The 16,572-nt window shown below is 72.7% G+C and carries 15 protein-coding genes; 10 read left to right on the forward strand and 5 right to left on the reverse strand.

All coding sequences use genetic code 11. The features are described from left to right. Positions 1–57 precede the first annotated feature (57 nt). Together ctaD and BLW57_RS05410 are read left to right on the forward strand one after the other, a co-directional pair. Positions 58–1,683 (forward strand): aa3-type cytochrome oxidase subunit I, encoded by a 1,626-nt coding sequence (gene ctaD, locus BLW57_RS05405; protein ID WP_093472528.1) that lies wholly within the window; start codon positions 58–60, stop codon positions 1,681–1,683. Next, entirely contained in the window at positions 1,680–2,030 is a 351-nt protein-coding gene (locus tag BLW57_RS05410; protein WP_093472529.1) for a hypothetical protein, read from the forward strand. The genes ctaD and BLW57_RS05410 overlap by 4 nt, the downstream gene beginning before the upstream one ends. A 62-nt stretch (positions 2,031–2,092) precedes the next feature. Here BLW57_RS05410 and BLW57_RS05415 read toward each other — a convergent pair whose 3' ends face one another. Both BLW57_RS05415 and BLW57_RS05420 read right to left on the reverse strand, forming a co-directional pair. Next, the gene (locus tag BLW57_RS05415) at positions 2,093–3,121 is read right to left on the reverse strand and encodes an alcohol dehydrogenase (protein WP_093472531.1); all 1,029 of its coding nucleotides are present in this window, start codon (positions 3,119–3,121) and stop codon (positions 2,093–2,095) included. 173 nt (positions 3,122–3,294) lie between these two features. Further along, positions 3,295–3,957 carry a TetR/AcrR family transcriptional regulator gene (locus BLW57_RS05420; RefSeq protein WP_093472532.1) on the reverse strand — a complete coding sequence of 221 codons (663 nt, stop codon included), beginning with the start codon at positions 3,955–3,957 and terminating at the stop codon, positions 3,295–3,297. A gap of 142 nt (positions 3,958–4,099) precedes the next feature. On the opposite strand from BLW57_RS05420, the gene BLW57_RS05425 reads away from it, so the two are divergent. After that, a complete protein-coding gene (locus BLW57_RS05425) occupies positions 4,100–5,371 on the forward strand; it encodes a YncE family protein (protein WP_093472533.1) in 1,272 nt (423 codons plus the stop codon). A gap of 13 nt (positions 5,372–5,384) precedes the next feature. On the opposite strand, the gene BLW57_RS05430 is transcribed toward BLW57_RS05425, so the two are convergent. Next, positions 5,385–7,409 carry an elongation factor G gene (locus tag BLW57_RS05430; protein ID WP_093472534.1) on the reverse strand — a complete coding sequence of 675 codons (2,025 nt, stop codon included), beginning with the start codon at positions 7,407–7,409 and terminating at the stop codon, positions 5,385–5,387. A gap of 266 nt (positions 7,410–7,675) precedes the next feature. Here BLW57_RS05430 and BLW57_RS05435 point away from each other — a divergent pair, with 266 nt between their 5' ends. The 7 genes from BLW57_RS05435 to BLW57_RS05465 are packed head-to-tail and all read left to right on the forward strand — an operon-like array spanning position 7,676 to position 15,419. Next, positions 7,676–8,209 carry a (2Fe-2S)-binding protein gene (locus BLW57_RS05435; RefSeq protein ID WP_093472535.1) on the forward strand — a complete coding sequence of 178 codons (534 nt, stop codon included), beginning with the start codon at positions 7,676–7,678 and terminating at the stop codon, positions 8,207–8,209. Next, positions 8,206–10,692 (forward strand): xanthine dehydrogenase family protein molybdopterin-binding subunit, encoded by a 2,487-nt coding sequence (locus BLW57_RS05440; RefSeq protein ID WP_093472537.1) that lies wholly within the window; start codon positions 8,206–8,208, stop codon positions 10,690–10,692. Before BLW57_RS05435 ends, BLW57_RS05440 begins: the two co-directional genes overlap by 4 nt. After that, positions 10,689–11,543 (forward strand): FAD binding domain-containing protein, encoded by an 855-nt coding sequence (locus tag BLW57_RS05445; protein ID WP_093472538.1) that lies wholly within the window; start codon positions 10,689–10,691, stop codon positions 11,541–11,543. Before BLW57_RS05440 ends, BLW57_RS05445 begins: the two co-directional genes overlap by 4 nt. A 15-nt stretch (positions 11,544–11,558) precedes the next feature. Next, positions 11,559–12,434 (forward strand): AAA family ATPase, encoded by an 876-nt coding sequence (locus BLW57_RS05450; protein ID WP_093472540.1) that lies wholly within the window; start codon positions 11,559–11,561, stop codon positions 12,432–12,434. Between the two features lie 5 nt (positions 12,435–12,439). Continuing rightward, positions 12,440–13,648 (forward strand): vWA domain-containing protein, encoded by a 1,209-nt coding sequence (locus tag BLW57_RS05455; protein WP_093480544.1) that lies wholly within the window; start codon positions 12,440–12,442, stop codon positions 13,646–13,648. Further along, positions 13,641–14,747, forward strand: coding sequence for an XdhC family protein (locus BLW57_RS05460; RefSeq protein ID WP_093472542.1), 1,107 nt, complete (start codon positions 13,641–13,643; stop codon positions 14,745–14,747). The genes BLW57_RS05455 and BLW57_RS05460 overlap by 8 nt, the downstream gene beginning before the upstream one ends. 15 nt (positions 14,748–14,762) lie before the next feature. After that, entirely contained in the window at positions 14,763–15,419 is a 657-nt protein-coding gene (locus tag BLW57_RS05465; protein ID WP_093472543.1) for an SRPBCC family protein, read from the forward strand. A 27-nt stretch (positions 15,420–15,446) separates the two neighbouring features. On the opposite strand, the gene BLW57_RS05470 is transcribed toward BLW57_RS05465, so the two are convergent. Continuing rightward, positions 15,447–16,043, reverse strand: coding sequence for a GNAT family N-acetyltransferase (locus tag BLW57_RS05470; protein ID WP_093472545.1), 597 nt, complete (start codon positions 16,041–16,043; stop codon positions 15,447–15,449). A 22-nt stretch (positions 16,044–16,065) separates the two neighbouring features. After that, entirely contained in the window at positions 16,066–16,566 is a 501-nt protein-coding gene (locus BLW57_RS05475) for a metallophosphoesterase family protein (RefSeq protein WP_093472547.1), read from the reverse strand. Positions 16,567–16,572: the final 6 nt, after the last annotated feature.

Genomic DNA, 16,572 nt, shown 5'->3' on the forward strand with positions numbered 1-16,572 from the left:
ATGCTCCTCGCGTCGTCCGAGTGTGACGCGTGGGCGGGGCGCGGACACAGGCGGGGCGTGAAGAGGATCAGAGACACCAGGGCCGTACAGTGGCTCACCACCACCGATCACAAGACGATCGGGACGCTCTATTTGGTCACCGCGTTCGGGTTCTTCCTGTTCGGTGGTGTGCTGGCGCTGTTCATGCGCGCCGAGCTGGCCCGGCCGGGTCTGCAGATCATGTCGAACGAGCAGTTCAACCAGGCGTTCACGATGCACGGCACCGTGATGCTGCTGATGTTCGCGACGCCGTTGTTCGCCGGTTTCGCGAACTGGATCATGCCGCTGCAGATCGGCGCGCCCGACGTGGCGTTCCCCCGGCTGAACATGCTGGCCTACTGGCTCTACCTGTTCGGCTCGCTCACCGCTGTGAGTGGTTTCCTCACGCCGCAGGGCGCGGCGGACTTCGGCTGGTTCGCGTACGCCCCTTTGTCGGACGCGATCCGGAGCCCGGGTCTCGGCTCGGATCTGTGGATCATGGGTCTGGCCTTCTCCGGCTTCGGCACCATCCTCGGCGCCGTCAACTTCATCACCACGATCATCTGCATGCGCGCGCCCGGCATGACCATGTTCCGCATGCCGATCTTCGTGTGGAACGTGCTGCTGACGGCCGTCCTGGTCCTGCTGGCCTTCCCGGTCCTCGCGGCCGCGCTGTTCGCCCTGGAGGCGGACCGCAAGTTCGGCGCCCACGTCTTCGACGCCGCCAACGGCGGCGCCCTGCTGTGGCAACACCTCTTCTGGTTCTTCGGCCATCCAGAGGTGTACATCATCGCGCTGCCGTTCTTCGGCATCATCTCCGAGGTCATCCCGGTCTTCTCCCGCAAGCCGATGTTCGGCTACATGGGCCTGATCGCGGCGACCATCGCGATCGCCGGTCTGTCCGTGACGGTGTGGGCCCACCACATGTACGTCACCGGCGGAGTGCTGCTGCCGTTCTTCTCCTTCATGACGTTCCTCATCGCCGTACCGACCGGCGTGAAGTTCTTCAACTGGATCGGCACGATGTGGAAGGGCTCGCTGTCCTTCGAGACGCCCATGCTCTGGGTGATGGGATTCCTCGTCACGTTCGTCTTCGGCGGTCTGACGGGCGTCATGCTCGCCTCACCGCCCATCGACTTCCACATCTCCGACTCCTACTTCGTGGTGGCGCACTTCCACTACGTGGTGTTCGGCACCGTCGTCTTCGCGATGTTCGCCGGCTTCCACTTCTGGTGGCCGAAGATGACCGGCAAGATGCTGGACAAGCGCCTCGGCAAGATCACGTTCTGGACGCTGTTCACCGGCTTCCACGGCACGTTCCTGGTACAGCACTGGCTGGGCGCCGAGGGCATGCAGCGCCGGATCCCCGACTATCTGGCGGCCGAGGGGTTCACGACGCTCAACACGGTGTCCTCGGTCTTCTCGTTCCTGCTCGGCGCGTCCCTGCTGCCGTTCTTCTACAACGTCTGGAGGACGGCCCGGTACGGCGAGCGGGTGGAGAGCGACGACCCCTGGGGCTACGGCCGTTCGCTGGAATGGGCCACTTCCTGCCCGCCGCCCCGGCACAACTTCCGCACGCTCCCGCCGATCCGCAGCGAGTCCCCGGCCTTCGACCTCCACCACCCGGAGATCCGGGCCCGTGAGCGGGAGGTGGCCGTCCGATGACGGCCGAGGATGGCGGCGAGCTGGAGGGGCCGGCCCTCGTGCGGGAGATCGAGGGCCATCTGCTGCTGGCCGCCGCACGACAGGAGGGCCGTACGGCGGGCGCACGCCTCGCCTCCCGGCTGGGCTGGCTCACCGACACCCAACGGGAGGATCTGGAGGCCCAGTTCGAGGCGGAGTACCTGACACTCGCCCGCGCCTCCTGGCACCGCACCGCCGAACGGGCCGAGGAACTGCGCCGGGACTACGAATTCCGCTACCGCACCCTGCGCACACGCCTGCTGGCCTGCCTCCTGCTGGGCTGCGCGGTGCTGGCGGGGAGCGCGCTGGTGCTCTCCGTCGCCGTGTAGGCGCCCCGGCGCCCCCGCGCGCCCCGTGGTCGAGGCGGTGGACCGGCTGGGCGGCCGGGGCGTCAGCCGGCGGTGAGCAGCACCATCCGGAAGCGGGCCCGTCCGGCGAGCATCTTCTGGTAGGCCTCGTCCGCCTCCGTCAGCGGGACGGTCTCGGTCATCGGGCGGATGCTGTGCAGGGCGCTGAAGGCCATGGTGTCCTCCACGTCCTGCGAGGTGCCGGACGGGTGACCGCGGACCACGCGCCCGGCGAGGAGCAGCTGGGCCGGGTTGATGCCGAGCGGTGCGGTGTCCGCTCCGATGACGACCAGCTCCCCGCGTGGCGCGAGGCCGTCGGCGGTGGCCGTGATGGCCTCGGAGTTCCCGGCGGTGGCGAGCACGACGTGGGCGCCGCCGAGGGACTGCAGGGCTTCGGCGACCGGGGTGCCGGAGGTGCTGTCGACGTAGTGGTGGGCGCCCAGCTGCTTGGCGAAGTCGGCCTTCTCGGCGCCGCGGGCGATCGCGATGGTCTCGAAGCCCATCGCCACCGCGTACTGCACCCCGAGGTGCCCGAGGCCTCCGATGCCGAGCACCGCGACCCGGTCGCCGGGTTCGGCGGAGCTGCGCCGCAGTCCGTTGAACGTGGTGACGCCCGCGCAGGCGAGGGGGCCGGCGTCGCTCACCGACAGCGCTTCGGGGATCCGGGCCAGGGCGTCGACGGGGGCGACGACCTTGTCGGCGAAGCCTCCGTCGTAGGTCCAGCCGGGGACCTGCAGGTTGACGCACACGATGAAGTCGCCCTGACGGCAGGGCGTGCAGTGGCCGCAGCTGCCGCCGAACCAGCCGACCGCCACCCGGTCGCCGACCTGGTATCCCCAGGCCTGCGTGTCCTCGCCGAGCTCCTCGACGCGTCCGGCGATCTCGTGCCCGGGCACCACCGGGAACGTGACGCCGGGCAGGCCGCCGCTCACGAAGAGGGCGTCACTGTGGCAGATCCCGCAGGCCTCGACGGCGATCCGCACATGGCGGGGCCCCGGCCGCGGCACCTCGCGCTCGACCAGCTCGAAGGCGCCGTCCGCGGTCGCCACCTGCGCGACTCGGTAGGTAGTCATGTGTCTCTCCGGAGAACGGGTACGACGGCCCCCCGCACCAGCAGACCAGTTCCGGGCCGAACGCGCGCGCCGAGCGGCCGGCGCCCCCGGTGACCTGGGCCTGCCACACCCGGCACCCCTCGTCACGGTCGGCACCGGACCGCCGCCGCGCCGCACTGCCCCGGCCGCGCACGTCACCCGGCCGCGGGCCGCCAGTCCTCCGGCCGGAGCATCCCCAGCAGCAGCCGCACCAGCTCGTCCACCACCTCGTCCAGGGTGGCGTCCACCCAGCCGGCGCTCCAGTCGTGCAGGAGCCCGTTGACACTGCCGATGAAGGCCGTGGCCGCGAGCCGGTAGTCGCGCGGCGCGGCCTCCCCGCGGGCAACGGCGGCGTCCGCCTCGGCGCGGATCAGGTCGATCCAGCGGGCGCGGCGCGCGAGGCGCTGCTCCTCCAGGCGCGGGCTGACCCCGATGATCTCCACGAAGGTGATGCGGATACGGCGCGGGTCGAGGGTGACGCCCCGGGCGTAGGCGCGGAAGAGGACGGCGGCGCGCTCGGCCAGCGGCAGTCCCTCCGCAGAGGCGAGGGCGTCCAGCACGGCTTCCTCGGCCCAGCCGTTGACCTGGAGGTGGAGCGCGGCGAGGACGTCCTCCAGGCCGCGGAACTCCTCGTAGAACTGGCGCGTGGACAGTCCGGCGGCCTGGCTCAGGGCGGCGACCGTCGTCCCCCGGAAGCCGGGCGTGCCGCCGAACAGCCGCAGCGCCGCGTCGAGGAAGCGCCGCCGGCGCTCGGCCTGCCGTTCCTCGGCGGTCCTGCCGCCGTAGCGGCCCGTGGGCGTCTTGAGCCTGCCCGTCACCCTTCTCCCTCCCTAGCCCCTGCGATCACCCAATCTTGTCGTGCACACATCTTGTCGAGAAGCCCGACCCCTCCTTACTTTTCCGTAAGTTCACTGTGAAAGCGCCCGTGTTCAGATTCCCCCTTGAGGAAAGAGAGCAGTCATGCCTGCCTCCAGAACCAGGCACCTTTGCTCCGTGGCCGCCGCCCTCGTCCTGACCGCCGCCGGTCCCGCGGCCGCCACCTCCGCCGCCTCCGTCGCCTCCGCGGCGGCCGACACGTCCGACGGGCTGCGCGAGGTGATGTTCGTCGGCAACAACTGGGACGGCACCGCGGACGTCATCAGGTCCACCGGCGACTTCGCGAAGATAGGCCGGATCGACGTCGTCCCGGACAAGGCCGCCCGGATGGCGGAGATCAACGCCGACCCGATCAAGTGGATCTACTTCCAGGCGATCCGCAACGGTGTCGGCGAGGGCCACGACCAGTTCGCGGACGACATGTACTCCACCCCGGACGGCAGGTCGGTGGTGGTGTCCCGGCCGAGCTTCGCCGACGTCGTCTCCCTCGACCTCGCCACGGGGAAGGTCAACTGGCGCTTCCCCGTGGCCGGTTACCGCTCCGACCACATGGCGGTCTCGCCGGACGGCACCCGGGTGGCGGTGTCCGCCTCCACCGCGAACACCGTGCACGTGCTCGACATCGCCACCGGCAGGCAGCTGGGCTCGTTCGCCACCGGCGACAAACCGCACGAGAACATCTTCTCCCGGGACGGCAAGTACATCTGGAACATGTCGATCGGGGACGTCAACACCGCCCTCGACGACCCGATCTGGGACTGGACCAAGGGCGACCGGCGCATCACCGTCGTGGACGCGACCACGTACAAGCAGGTCAAGGTCATCGACATGCGTCAGCGGCTGGACGCGTTCGGGCTGAAGAACTACTCCGACGCGGTCCGCCCGGCGGTCTTCTCCCCCGACGAGTCGAAGCTGTACTTCCAGGTGTCGTTCTTCAACGGCTTCCTGGAGTACGACGTCGCCGCCGACAGGATCACCCGGATGAAGACCCTGCCGAAGAACCCGGCGACCAGCGAGGACCGCACCACGTGGGTCAACGACTCGCGCCACCACGGGATCTCGATGAACCCCGCGGGCACGAAGCTGTGCGTCGCGGGCACCATGGACGACTACGCCACCGTCGTCGACCGTGCCACGCTCCAGGAGGGTCCGCTGGTCACGGCGTCGAAGCCGTACTGGGCGACGATCAGCGGCGACGGCAAGGACTGCATCGTCTCCGAGAGCGGCGCCGACCAGGTGACGGCGATCGACTTCGCCACGGGCCGGAAGGTGACGTCGGTCTCCGTCGGCGACCATCCGCAGCGCGTCCGGCTGGGGCACGTGCAGGCCGACTGGACCGGTCCGGAAGGGAGTTGAGCGGTCCATCGGGTCAGTCCCCCGTCCTGCCCGCCACGTTCAGCAGGTACTCCTTACGGTTCAGCGGGTTGTGGTCGGTGCGCGCTCGTTCGGGGACCTTGCCGCGGGTGACGGGGGCGTAGTGGTCGAAGGCCGTCTCCAGCTCGCCCTCGCCCCGGGTCAGCCCCGGCAGCCGCTGGTCCAGCTCGTGCACCCGGGCCGCGGGCACGGTTCCCTCCAGGACACAGGCCGGGCCGTGCGTTCCGGTGGTCTCGGGTACGGCACCGAGCCGGGCGAGCACCGGCAGCAGCACGCCCAGCGTGTCCGCCGGCGCCTGGAGGCGGAAGCGGTGCAGGGGCTCGTGCACCAGGCTGCCGGCCCGGCGCAGCGCCTCGGTCAGGACCAGGGGCGTCAGACCCCGGAAGTCGTGGCCGGTGCTCGACATGCTCTTGTCGAAGCCCTGGTGGGCATGGCTCTGCCGGGGCGAGTAGCCGGAGTGGGTCATGGTGACCGTGCAGTCGGTGACCCGCCAGCCGTGCAGCCCCTGGCCGAGGCTCTCGCGGACGGTGTCCTCGACGGCCCGGAAGAAGGCGTACGGCATCGAGCCCAGCTCGACCTCCAGCCGGAACGCCACTCCCGAGCCGGGCGGCGCCGGGTCGATTCGCAGGCCGACCGTGGCAAGGAAGGGGTTGGCGTCCTTCTTGTTGAACTCCACGGCGTGCCCGGAGCCGGCCGGCCGCTCGATGCACAGGGTGGTCGTCCCGCGGAAGGTGACGGCCAGACCGTACTCGTCGGCGAGGGTGGCCTGGACGACCTCCTTCTGCACCTCGCCGTAGAGCGAGACGGAGGTCTCCCGGCGCCGTTCGTCGTGCCGGACCCCGATGAGCGGGTCCTGCTCGGCGAGCTGGGTGAGCGCGAGGTGCAGTGACCTCCGGTCGGTGCCGGGGCCCGGGACGACGACGGTCTCCAGGGTGGGCGGCGCGAAATGCCGCCGGTACGCCGCCGTCGGCACCCCGAGCGCGTCCCCGATCCGGACCCCGCCCAGCCCCCACACCTTGACGATCCGGCCGGCCCCGGCACTGTCCCGCCGTACGTCGGTGCCCCGGTCGAAGACACTGATCGCGGTGACCCGGCCGTCCTTGCGGGTGGCGGTCGCGCGGGGCGCGGGGGTGGGCCGGGCATGACCGGGCCGGTCGCCGTCCGCGCCCACGGGCACCCGGTCGCGGACGCTGAGCGTGCCGGTGTGGAGGCGGGCGTAGGCGATCTTCTCGCCCGCCGGGCCGCGTTCGACCTTGAAGACCGAGGCGGACAGGGGGCCGGACGGGTCGCCCGCGGCGGGAGGCAGCAGATGCTCGATGCCGTCGATCAACTCGGGCACGCCGGCGCCGGTGACGGCGGAGCCGAAGTACACCGGATGGACCAGTGCGCTCCGGGTCCCGGTCGCCAGGGCGGCGCGGAGCCGGGCCTCGGGGACCTCGCCGTCCAGGTAGGCGGCGAGCAGCCCGTGGTCGTGGTCGGCCAGGGTGTCCAGCGCGGCCGGGCCGAGGTGGGGGACGAAGCGGGCGGCACGGGTGCCGCGCGCCGCGGTCCGCCCCATCGGGACGAACGGCGCGGCCAGCCGCCGCGCCAGTCCGCGGAGCACGGCGTCGTCCTCGGCACCCCGCCGGTCGATCTTGTTGACGAAGACCAGCGTCGGGATGCGCAGCCGGCGCAGCGTCCGCATCAGCACCCGCGTCTGCGCCTGGACGCCCTCCACGGCCGAGACGACCAGCACGGCACCGTCGAGGACACCGAGCACGCGCTCGACCTCGGCGATGAAGTCCGGGTGGCCGGGGGTGTCGATGAGGTTGACGGTGACGCCGTCGAGCGGGAACGACACGACGGCGGACTTGATGGTGATGCCGCGCCGCCGCTCCAGCGCGAGGGTGTCGGTGGTGGTGCTGCCCGCGTCGACGCTGCCGACCTCGTCGATCACTCCGGCCGTGTACAGCAGCCGTTCGGTCAGACTGGTCTTACCTGCGTCGACATGCGCGAGAATTCCGAGATTGAGCAGATGCACTGAGCGTGATGTCCTTCGGCACGGGGTGGGTTCCTTCCTGGGTGGACATGCACGCTGCGCGCATCAGAGGGGTCCTCTCCGTGTGACGTCCCGAGGGGCATCGGGTCCCGGGCAGTGCAGCAGGGACGCTCCGCCGACGGCAATCGATTAACGCTCAACGAATCGGCGCCGCAGCACTCGCCGCGTCCGGAGGGCCGCCTTAGAGTGACCTACATCACGCGAGCGTGGTTGATTCCTCACTCCTGCCCGCACGGCTTGGAGGGCGCATGACCCACATCAAGGTGAACGTGGACGGCACGACGTACGAGGACGACGTGGAACCCCGTCTCCTCCTCGCCCACTATCTCCGTGACCGCCTCGGCCTCACCGGCACCCCGATCGGCTGCGACACCTCGAATTGCGGGGCGTGCACGGTCGACCTGGACGGCGCGACGGTCAAGAGCTGCTCGGTGCTGGCCGTACAGGCCGACGGCGGCGAGGTGACCACGATCCAGGGACTGGCCCGCGACGGCGAGTGGACGGCGCTCCAGCGCGCCTTCCACGAGCGGCACGGTCTGCAGTGCGGCTACTGCACCCCCGGGATGATCATGGCGGCGCGCGATCTGCTCCGCGAGAACCCGCACCCCACCTCCGACGAGGTCCGGCAGGCCCTGGAAGGCAACCTCTGCCGGTGCACCGGCTACCAGAACATCGTTCGCGCGGTGCTCGCCGCCGCCGACGGGGAGAACTCCCCCGGCGGGGCGGAAGCCGGGCGGGGGGCCGCCTCCGGACAGCAGATCACCGAGGAGGCGACGGCATGACCGACCAGGCCGTAGAGCGCGAGATCGGCCGCTCCCGGCTCCGCAAGGAGGACGCCCGGCTGATCACCGGCCAGACCAACTGGACGGACAACATCCAGGTCGCAGGGCTGCTGCACCTGGCCGTGCTGCGCAGTCCGATGGCGCACGCCCGCCTCACCCGTGTCGACGTCTCGCCCGCTCTCGAACGCCCCGGTGTCATCGCCGCGTTCAGCGGCGCCGACCTCGCCGAGGGCCTGGGCTCGCTGCCCTGCGCCTGGCCGGTGACCGAGGACATCGTGCTGCCCGACCACCCGCCGATCGCCGTGGACGAGGTCCGCTACGCCGGTGACCCGGTGGCCGTCGTGGTCGCCCGCGACCGGTACGCGGCCGCCGACGCGCTGGAGGCGGTCGAGGTCGACTACGAGCCGCTGCCCCCGGTACTCGACCTGGAGGCCGCCCTCGCCGAGGACGCGCCGCTGGTCCACGCCGACAAGGGCACCAACCGCTGCTACACCTGGCCGCTCGCCACCGGCGAGAGCTTCGACGCGGTCCGCGAACGCGCCGAGGTGACCCTGAAGCGCCGCTACCACCAGCAGCGGCTGATCCCCAACGCCATGGAGCCCCGCGCGGTCGTCGTCACGCCGATCGCCGCCTCCGGCGAGTACACCGTCTACTCCGCGACCCAGATCCCGCACATCCTGCGGATCATGCTGGCCACGGTCACCGGGGTCCCCGAGCAGAAGCTGCGGGTGATCGCCCCCGACGTGGGCGGCGGCTTCGGCTCCAAGCTCCAGGTGTACGGCGAGGAGGCCCTGGCCCTCGCGGTGGCCCGCAGGCTCGGCCGCCCGGTGAAGTGGACCGAGTCCCGCTCCGAGGGCTACCTCGCGACGCACCACGGCCGCGGCATGATCCAGGACGTGGAGATCGCCGCCACCCGCGAGGGCAGGCTGCTAGGCCTGAAGGTGGACCTGCTCGCCGACATGGGCGCCTACCTGATGCTCGTCACCCCGGGCATCCCGATCCTCGGCGCCTTCATGTACCCGGGCATCTACAAGATGGACTCCTACGAATTCAACTGCACCGGTGTCTTCACCACCCGTACCCCCACCGACGCCTACCGCGGCGCCGGCCGCCCGGAGGCCACGTTCGCCATCGAGCGGATCATGGACGAACTGGCCGCGGAACTCGGCCTCGACCCCGTGGAGGTACGGCGCCGCAACTGGATCCGGCACGAGGAGTTCCCGTACGCCACGATCGCCGGCCTGACCTACGACAGCGGCAACTACGAGGCCGCGACCGAGAAGGCGCTGGCCCTGTTCGGCTACGACGACCTGCGCGCCGAGCAGGCCAAGCGCAACGAGCGCGGGGACACCGTACGCCTCGGCATCGGCGTGTCGACGTTCACCGAGATGTGCGGCCTCGCGCCGAGCCGGGTGCTGCGCGACCTGAGGTACGGGGCCGGCGGCTGGGAGGCGGCCGGCATCCGCATGCTGCCCACCGGCAAGGTCGAAGTCGTCACCGGCACCAGCCCGCACGGGCAGGGCCACGAGACCTGCTGGAGCCAGATCGCGGCCGACGTGCTCGGCGTGCCGTTCGAGGACATCGAGGTCGTGCACGGCGACACCAAGTCCGCCCCGATGGGCATGGACACCTACGGCTCGCGTTCGCTGGCCGTCGGCGGCGAGGCCGTGCACCGGGCGGCGGTGAAGGTCGTGGACAAGGCGCGGAAGATCGCCGCGCACCTGCTGGAGGCGAGCGAGCAGGACCTGGAGTTCAGCGGCGGGGCGTTCTCGGTGAAGGGGTCCCCGGAGGCCCGCAGGACGATCCAGGAGATCGCCTTCGAGACGTTCACCTCGCACGACCTGCCCGACGGGGTCGAGCCGTCCATCAACGCCGAGACGGTGCTCGACCCGGAGAACTTCTCCTTCCCGCACGGCACCCACCTGTGCGCCGTCGAGGTCGACACCGAGACCGGCAAGACCCGGATCCGTTCGTACGTCTGTGTGGACGACGTCGGCACGGTCGTCAACCCGATGATCGTCGAGGGCCAGGTGCACGGCGGGCTCGCCCAGGGCATCGCGCAGGCGCTGTTCGAGGAGGCCGTCTACGACGACCAGGGCAACCTGGTCTCCGGCACCATGGCCGACTACCTGGTGCCGTCGGCGGCGGACCTGCCGGACTTCGTCACCGACCGCACGGAGACCCCGGCCGTCGACAACTCCATGGGCGTCAAGGGCGTCGGCGAGGCGGGGACCATCGCGTCGACGCCCGCGGTCGTCAACGCCGTGGTGGACGCCCTGCGGCCGCTCGGTGTGCAGGACGTACGGATGCCCTGCTCGCCGCACCGGGTGTGGCAGGCGCTCCGGGCGGCACGGTCCGGCACAAGCGTCGCGGCGGACGACGTCGAGGGGACGGGGCCCGCGCAGTCCGGCCAGTCCGGGCAGGCGGCCCAGTCCGGTGACACCGGCCAGTACGACCCCTCGGGGAAGGAGGGTCCGGCATGATTCCCCCCGCATTCGAATACGCCCGTCCCGACAGCGTGGACGAGGCGGTGCGCGTCCTCGCCGACGCGGGCGAGGACGGCAAGGTGCTGGCCGGCGGGCAGAGTCTGCTGCCGCTGCTGCGGATGCGGCTGGCCTTCCCGGAACTCGTCGTGGACGTCGGCAGGATCAGCGAGCTGCGCGGGGTCCGGGAGGACGGCGACACGCTCGTCATCGGCGCGATGACCACGCACCACGAGGTGGTCCGGGACCCGCTGGTGCGCCGGCACGCCGGTCTGCTGGCCGAGGCGACGGCCACGGTGGCCGACCCGGCGGTACGGCACCGGGGCACCCTCGGCGGCTCCCTCGCGCACGCCGACCCGGCCGGGGACCTGCCCGCCGTCGCCCTGGCGCTGGACGCCGGCCTGGTCGTGGCCGGCCCCGGCGGCCGGCGCACGGTACCGGCGCGGGAGTTCTTCGTCGACTACCTCCAGTCGGCGCTGGCGCCCGACGAACTCCTGGTGGAGGTGCGGATCCCGAAGACGGACGGCTGGAGCTTCCACTACGAGAAGTTCCACCCGGTCGCCCAGTCCTGGGCCATCGTCGGTGTCGCCGCGCTGGTGCGGCGCGACGACGGGCACATCGCCGAGGCGCGCGTCGGCCTCACCAACATGGGCTCCACACCGCTGCGGGCCACGGCCGCCGAGGAGGCGCTGTCCGGCGCCGACGGCCCCGAGGCCGTGGCCCGGGCCTCCGAGGCGGCGGCCGAGGGCGCCCGGCCGTCGCAGGACCTGGCTGCCTCCCCCGAGTACCGGCAGCACCTCGCGCGGGTTCTGACCCGGCGGGCGGTGCTGACCGCCACCGGATGGGGGTGAGCGCCGATCACCCGGATGGAAGACCCGGAACAGGTGCGGGCCCGCCTGGAGGAGACGGGGTACCTCGTCGACGAGGGGCTGGCCGTCACCTGCTTCCTGGCCCTGAGGCTGCACCGGCCGCTGTTCTGCGAGGGCGACGCGGGCGTCGGCAAGACCGCGCTCGCCGCCGCCCTCGCCGAGGTGCTCGGCGCGCCGCTGATCCGCCTCCAGTGCCACGAGGGCATCGACGCCTCCCAGGCGCTGTACGACTGGGACTTCCCGCGCCAGCTGCTGCACCTGCGGGCCGCCGAGGCGGCGGGGGTGACGGACGCCGACCGTCTGGAGAGCGAGCTGTACGACCGGCGATTCCTCATCGCCCGACCGCTGCTCCAGGCCCTCCAGACGCAGCCGTCGGTACTGCTGGTCGACGAGATCGACCGCGCCGACGACGAGTTCGAGGCGTTCCTGCTGGAGCTGCTGTCCGAGTACTCCGTCTCGATCCCGGAACTCGGCACGCTGCGGGCCGAGGCGCCGCCGGTGGTGGTGCTGACCTCGAACCGGACCCGGGAGGTGCACGACGCGCTGAAGCGGCGGTGTCTGTACCACTGGTTCGACCATCCGTCCTTCGCGCGGGAACTGGCCATCGTGCGGCGGCGGCTCCCCGAGGTGTCCCAACGGCTGGCCGAGCAGGTGACTTCGCTGGTGCAGGCCCTGCGGGGCGCGGACCTGCTCAAGCCCCCGGGGGTGGCCGAGACGATCGACTGGGCCCAGGCGCTGGACGCGCTGGGCGCCCGGGAGGCGGACGCGGACCTGGTGGTGACGACGCTGGGCTCGGTGCTGAAGTACCGGGAGGACATGGACCGGGCCCGGGGCCTGGACCTCGCGGCGGCCCTGGCCGCCCGGGGGGTGTGACGGCGATGGCCCCGGCCGACGGCGAGGCGGACCGGTCGCCCGGCGCGGAGAGCGGCCCTCCCGGGACAGCGCTCGGCGCCGACGCCGTGCTGGTCGGCTTCGTACGGGCGCTGCGGGCGGCCGGGCTCGACGTCAGCACCGAGCGGCTGTACGCGTTCCTGCGTGCCGTGGCCGTGCTGCGGCCCGGGATGCGGGCGGACGTGTACTGGGCGGGCCGGGCGACGCTGTGCGGCGGACACGACGACCTGGAGCGGTACGAGCGGGTGTTCGCCGCGTACTTCGGGGCGCGCGGCGACCCGGCCCCGCGCCGGGTGCGTGCCACTCCCCCGCCCCGGCTGCGGCTGACCGTGCGGGAGGCGGTCGGCGTGCCGGGCGGGCCGGCCGGGAGCGAGCCCACGGGGCCGCCCACCGCCACGCTCGCCAGCTCGGCGGAGGTGCTGCGCCATCGTGACGTGGCCGGCCTTGACGCCGCGGAACGGGCCCAACTGCGGCGTCTGCTCGCGGCGTTCGCGCTGCACGGCCAGTCCCGGCGTACGGCACGGCGGCGGCCGGCCCGGCGCGGGGACGTCGATCCGCGGCGCACCGTACGGGAGTTGCTGCGCCGCGGTGGGGAACCCGCGCGGCTGCGGCGGCACGCGCGGGTGGAGCGGCCCCGCCGGGTCGTCCTGCTCGTCGACGTGAGCGGTTCGATGGCGCCGTACGCGGACGCGCTGCTGCGGTTCGCGCACGCGGCGGTGCGGGCGGGGCGCACGGAGGTGTTCACCATCGGTACCCGGTTGACCCGGACCACCCGTGAACTGTCCCACCGGGACCCGGACCTGGCGATGACGGCCCTGGCGGCGGCCGTGCCGGACTGGCGCGGCGGCACCCGGCTGGGCGAGCTGCTGCGCGAGTTCCTGAACCGCTGGGGGCAGCGTGGCATGGCGCGCGGCGCGGTCGTCGTCCTCATGTCGGACGGCTGGGAGCGCGGGGACCCGGAACTGCTCGGCGCGCAGATGCGCCGGCTGCACGCCCTGGCCCACCAGGTGATCTGGGCCAACCCGCGCAAAGCCCGCCCCGGTTACGCGCCGCTGGCGGCGGGGATGGCCGCGGCCCTGCCCAGTGTCGACGCCTTCGTCGAGGGGCACAGCCTCGCGGCACTGGAGCGGCTCGCGGCGGTGGTGCGCGGGGCGGCGGACGGCGCGGACGACGTGAAAGGAGCGCAGCGTGCGTGAGATCCTCCCGGCGCTGGAGCGCTGGTACACCTCCCGGATCCCGTTCGGGCTCGCCACGGTCGTCGCGGTCAGCCGCAGCGCTCCGCGGGGGCCCGGTGCCGCCATGGCCGTGGGTCCGGACGACGAGGTGGTGGGGAGCGTGTCGGGCGGCTGCGTGGAGGGCGCGGTGTTCGAGCTGGCGCAGGAGGTGGTGGCGAGCGGCGAGGCCCGGCTGGAGAGCTTCGGGTACAGCGACGAGGACGCCTTCGCGGTGGGGCTCACCTGCGGCGGAGAGATCACTCTGCTGGTGCGGCCGGTGTCGCCCGACACGGACCCGGTGTTCGGGGCGGTCGCGGGGTCGGTGGACGCGGGCGAGCCGGTGACCGTGGCGACGGTGGTCGACGGGCCCGCCCCGCGCGGTGCCGCCCTCGGAGTGTGGCGGGACACCGTGGCCGGCACGCTCGGCACGAGCGGGCTCGATGCCGCCGTCGCCGCCGACGCGCGCGGTGAACTCGCCCTCGGCGCGACGGTCCTGAGGCACTACGGCCCGCGGGGCGAGCGCCGTGAGGACGACGTCACGGTGTTCCTCCAGTCGTTCGCGCCGCCGCCGCGGATGCTGGTGTTCGGCGCGATCGACTACGCGGCCGCGGTGGCCCGTATCGGCGACTTCCTCGGCTACCGGGTCACCGTGTGCGACGCCCGCCCGGTCTTCGCGACACCCAAGCGCTTCCCGGCGGGCGTGGAGGTCGTCGTGGAGTGGCCGCACCGGTATCTGCGGAGCACCGGCACCGACGAGCGCACGGTGATCTGCGTCCTCACCCACGACCCGAAGTTCGACGTGCCGCTGCTGGAGGAGGCGCTGCGCCGGCCGGCCGCCTACATCGGGGCGATGGGCAGCCGCCGTACCCATGACGAGCGGCGCGAACGTCTGGCCGAGGCCGGTCTCACCCCGGCGGAGCTGTCCCGGCTGCGCTCACCGCTGGGGCTCGACCTCGGGGCGCGTACACCCGAGGAGGTCGCCGTGTCCGTCGCCGCCGAGATCGTCGCCCTGCGCTGGGGCGGCAGCGGAGCGCCGCTGACCGCGACCACCGGGGCCATCCATCCGCCCGCCGCCGTCTGAGTGCGAGGAGAAGTCATGGAGCTGCAGCACGAGTTCACCGTCCCCGTCCCGGTCGACGAGGCCTGGCCGGCCCTCCTCGACATCGAACGCGTCGCACCGTGTCTGCCGGGTGCGACGGTGGAGGAGTACGACGGCAAGACCGTGACGGGCTCGGTGAAGGTCAAGGTCGGCCCGGTGACCGTGACCTACCGGGGCACCGCGGTGTTCGAGGAGCAGGACGAGGCGGCGCACCGGATGGTGCTCGTGGCGAGCGGCCGGGAGACCCGCGGGCAGGGCACGGCCCGGGCGACGGTCACCGCCGAGCTGAGCGGGCGCGACGGCGGGACGGCGGTCTCGGTGCGGACCGATCTGACGGTGACCGGTCGTCCGGCGCAGTTCGGGCGCGGGGTGCTGGCGGAGGTGGGCGACCGGCTGGTGTCGCAGTTCGCCGACTGCCTGGCCCAGCGGCTGACCGAGCGGCCCCCGGCCACCGAGGAGCAGCCGGGTGAGGAAGGGACGGCGACGGCCCCGGCCGGCCCGGCGGAGCCGGAGCCGCTGGACCTGCTGCACGTCGCCGGCCTCCCGGTGGCCAAACGGGCGGCGGCCCTGGCGGCGGCCCTGGCGGCCCTGACCGTGGTGGCCCTGCGCCTGCGCCGCCGCAACCGGAACCGCCACGGCGGACGACGCCGCTAGCGCTCCGAGAGACGGCCGGGCCCCGCGCTACGCGGGATCTCCGGCCACGCGTGCGTGGACGTGCTGGTCGTGCCAGCCGTCGGCGTGCAGCAGGGCGCTGCGGTGGGTGCCCTCGAAGAGGTAGCCGGCCTTCTCGGCCACCCGGCAGGAGGCGGGGTTGCCGGTGGAGTGGCACAGCGTCAGCCGGTGCAGGCCCAGGTCGTCCAGGGCCCAGCGGCTGAGCGCGCGGGTCGCCGCGACCGCGATGCCGCCGCCGCGCGCCTCGGGCAGCACCCAGTAGACGAGCTCGGCGGTGCCGCCGGCCAGGTCGACGTCGTTGAGCCCGGCGAGTCCGACGGCCGCGCCGCCGGTGGGGGCGACGGCCCAGATCGCGCCCGTCTCGGCCGTCCGGCGGGCGTGCAGCCGCTCGATGCGGGCGCGGGCCTCGTCCCGGCTGCCGACGGAGAAGAGGTTCCAGTGGCTGATCGCCGGGTCCTGTCCGGCGGTGTGCAGGGCGTCGGCGTCGCCGTCGTCCAGCCGCCAGGGCCGCAGTTCCAGGCCGCCGGACAGCGGCAGTACGGGCTGTGCCCGGGTGGCGAGGCGGCCCGCGGGTACGACGTCGGGTATGCCGGCGGTGGAGGTCATCCGGTGATCATGCCAGGGTCCGTCACCGCTGTGGCAGCCGGTGCAGCGTCACGTCGGTGAGCGCTCCGCCGTCGACGGCCGCCGTGAGGTAGGTGCAGTGGGGCTGGCGGCGGCGGTCGGTCGGGGAGCCGGGGTTGAGCAGGCGCAGGCCGCCGGGTGCGGTGGTGTTCCAGGGGATGTGGCTGTGCCCGAAGACCAGGACGTCGAGGTCGGGGAAGCGGGCGGCGCAGCGGGCCTCGCGGCCCTGGGCGGGTCCGGTCTCGTGCACCACGCCGAAGCGCAGGCCGCCGAGCTCGGCACGGGCCACCTCGGGGAGCCGGGCGCGCAGGTCGGGGCCGTCGTTGTTGCCGTACACCCCGACCAGCCGGCGGCTGCGGCTCTCCAGCAGGTCGAGGGTGGCCGCGTCGACCCAGTCCCCGGCGTGCAGGACGACGTCCGCGTGCGGGAGTTCGGCGAGCAGCTGCTCCGGGAGCCGCTTGGCGCGCTTCGGGAGGTGCGTGTCGGACATCAGGAGGAGGCGCACGCGGTC

The organism is Streptomyces sp. 1222.5 (genome assembly GCF_900105245.1).
Classification (GTDB): domain Bacteria; phylum Actinomycetota; class Actinomycetes; order Streptomycetales; family Streptomycetaceae; genus Streptomyces; species Streptomyces albidocamelliae.

Excerpts from the sequence above, each read along its gene's own strand:
- BLW57_RS05410 (WP_093472529.1), top strand. The coding sequence starts at position 1,680 with ATGACGGCCGAGGATGGCGGCGAGCTGGAGGGGCCGGCCCTCGTGCGG.
- BLW57_RS05415 (WP_093472531.1), bottom strand. The coding sequence starts at position 3,121 with ATGACTACCTACCGAGTCGCGCAGGTGGCGACCGCGGACGGCGCCTTC.
- BLW57_RS05425 (WP_093472533.1), top strand. The coding sequence starts at position 4,100 with ATGCCTGCCTCCAGAACCAGGCACCTTTGCTCCGTGGCCGCCGCCCTC.
- BLW57_RS05435 (WP_093472535.1), top strand. The coding sequence starts at position 7,676 with ATGACCCACATCAAGGTGAACGTGGACGGCACGACGTACGAGGACGAC.
- BLW57_RS05440 (WP_093472537.1), top strand. The coding sequence starts at position 8,206 with ATGACCGACCAGGCCGTAGAGCGCGAGATCGGCCGCTCCCGGCTCCGC.
- BLW57_RS05445 (WP_093472538.1), top strand. The coding sequence starts at position 10,689 with ATGATTCCCCCCGCATTCGAATACGCCCGTCCCGACAGCGTGGACGAG.
- BLW57_RS05450 (WP_093472540.1), top strand. The coding sequence starts at position 11,559 with ATGGAAGACCCGGAACAGGTGCGGGCCCGCCTGGAGGAGACGGGGTAC.
- BLW57_RS05455 (WP_093480544.1), top strand. The coding sequence starts at position 12,440 with ATGGCCCCGGCCGACGGCGAGGCGGACCGGTCGCCCGGCGCGGAGAGC.
- BLW57_RS05465 (WP_093472543.1), top strand. The coding sequence starts at position 14,763 with ATGGAGCTGCAGCACGAGTTCACCGTCCCCGTCCCGGTCGACGAGGCC.
- BLW57_RS05470 (WP_093472545.1), bottom strand. The coding sequence starts at position 16,043 with ATGACCTCCACCGCCGGCATACCCGACGTCGTACCCGCGGGCCGCCTC.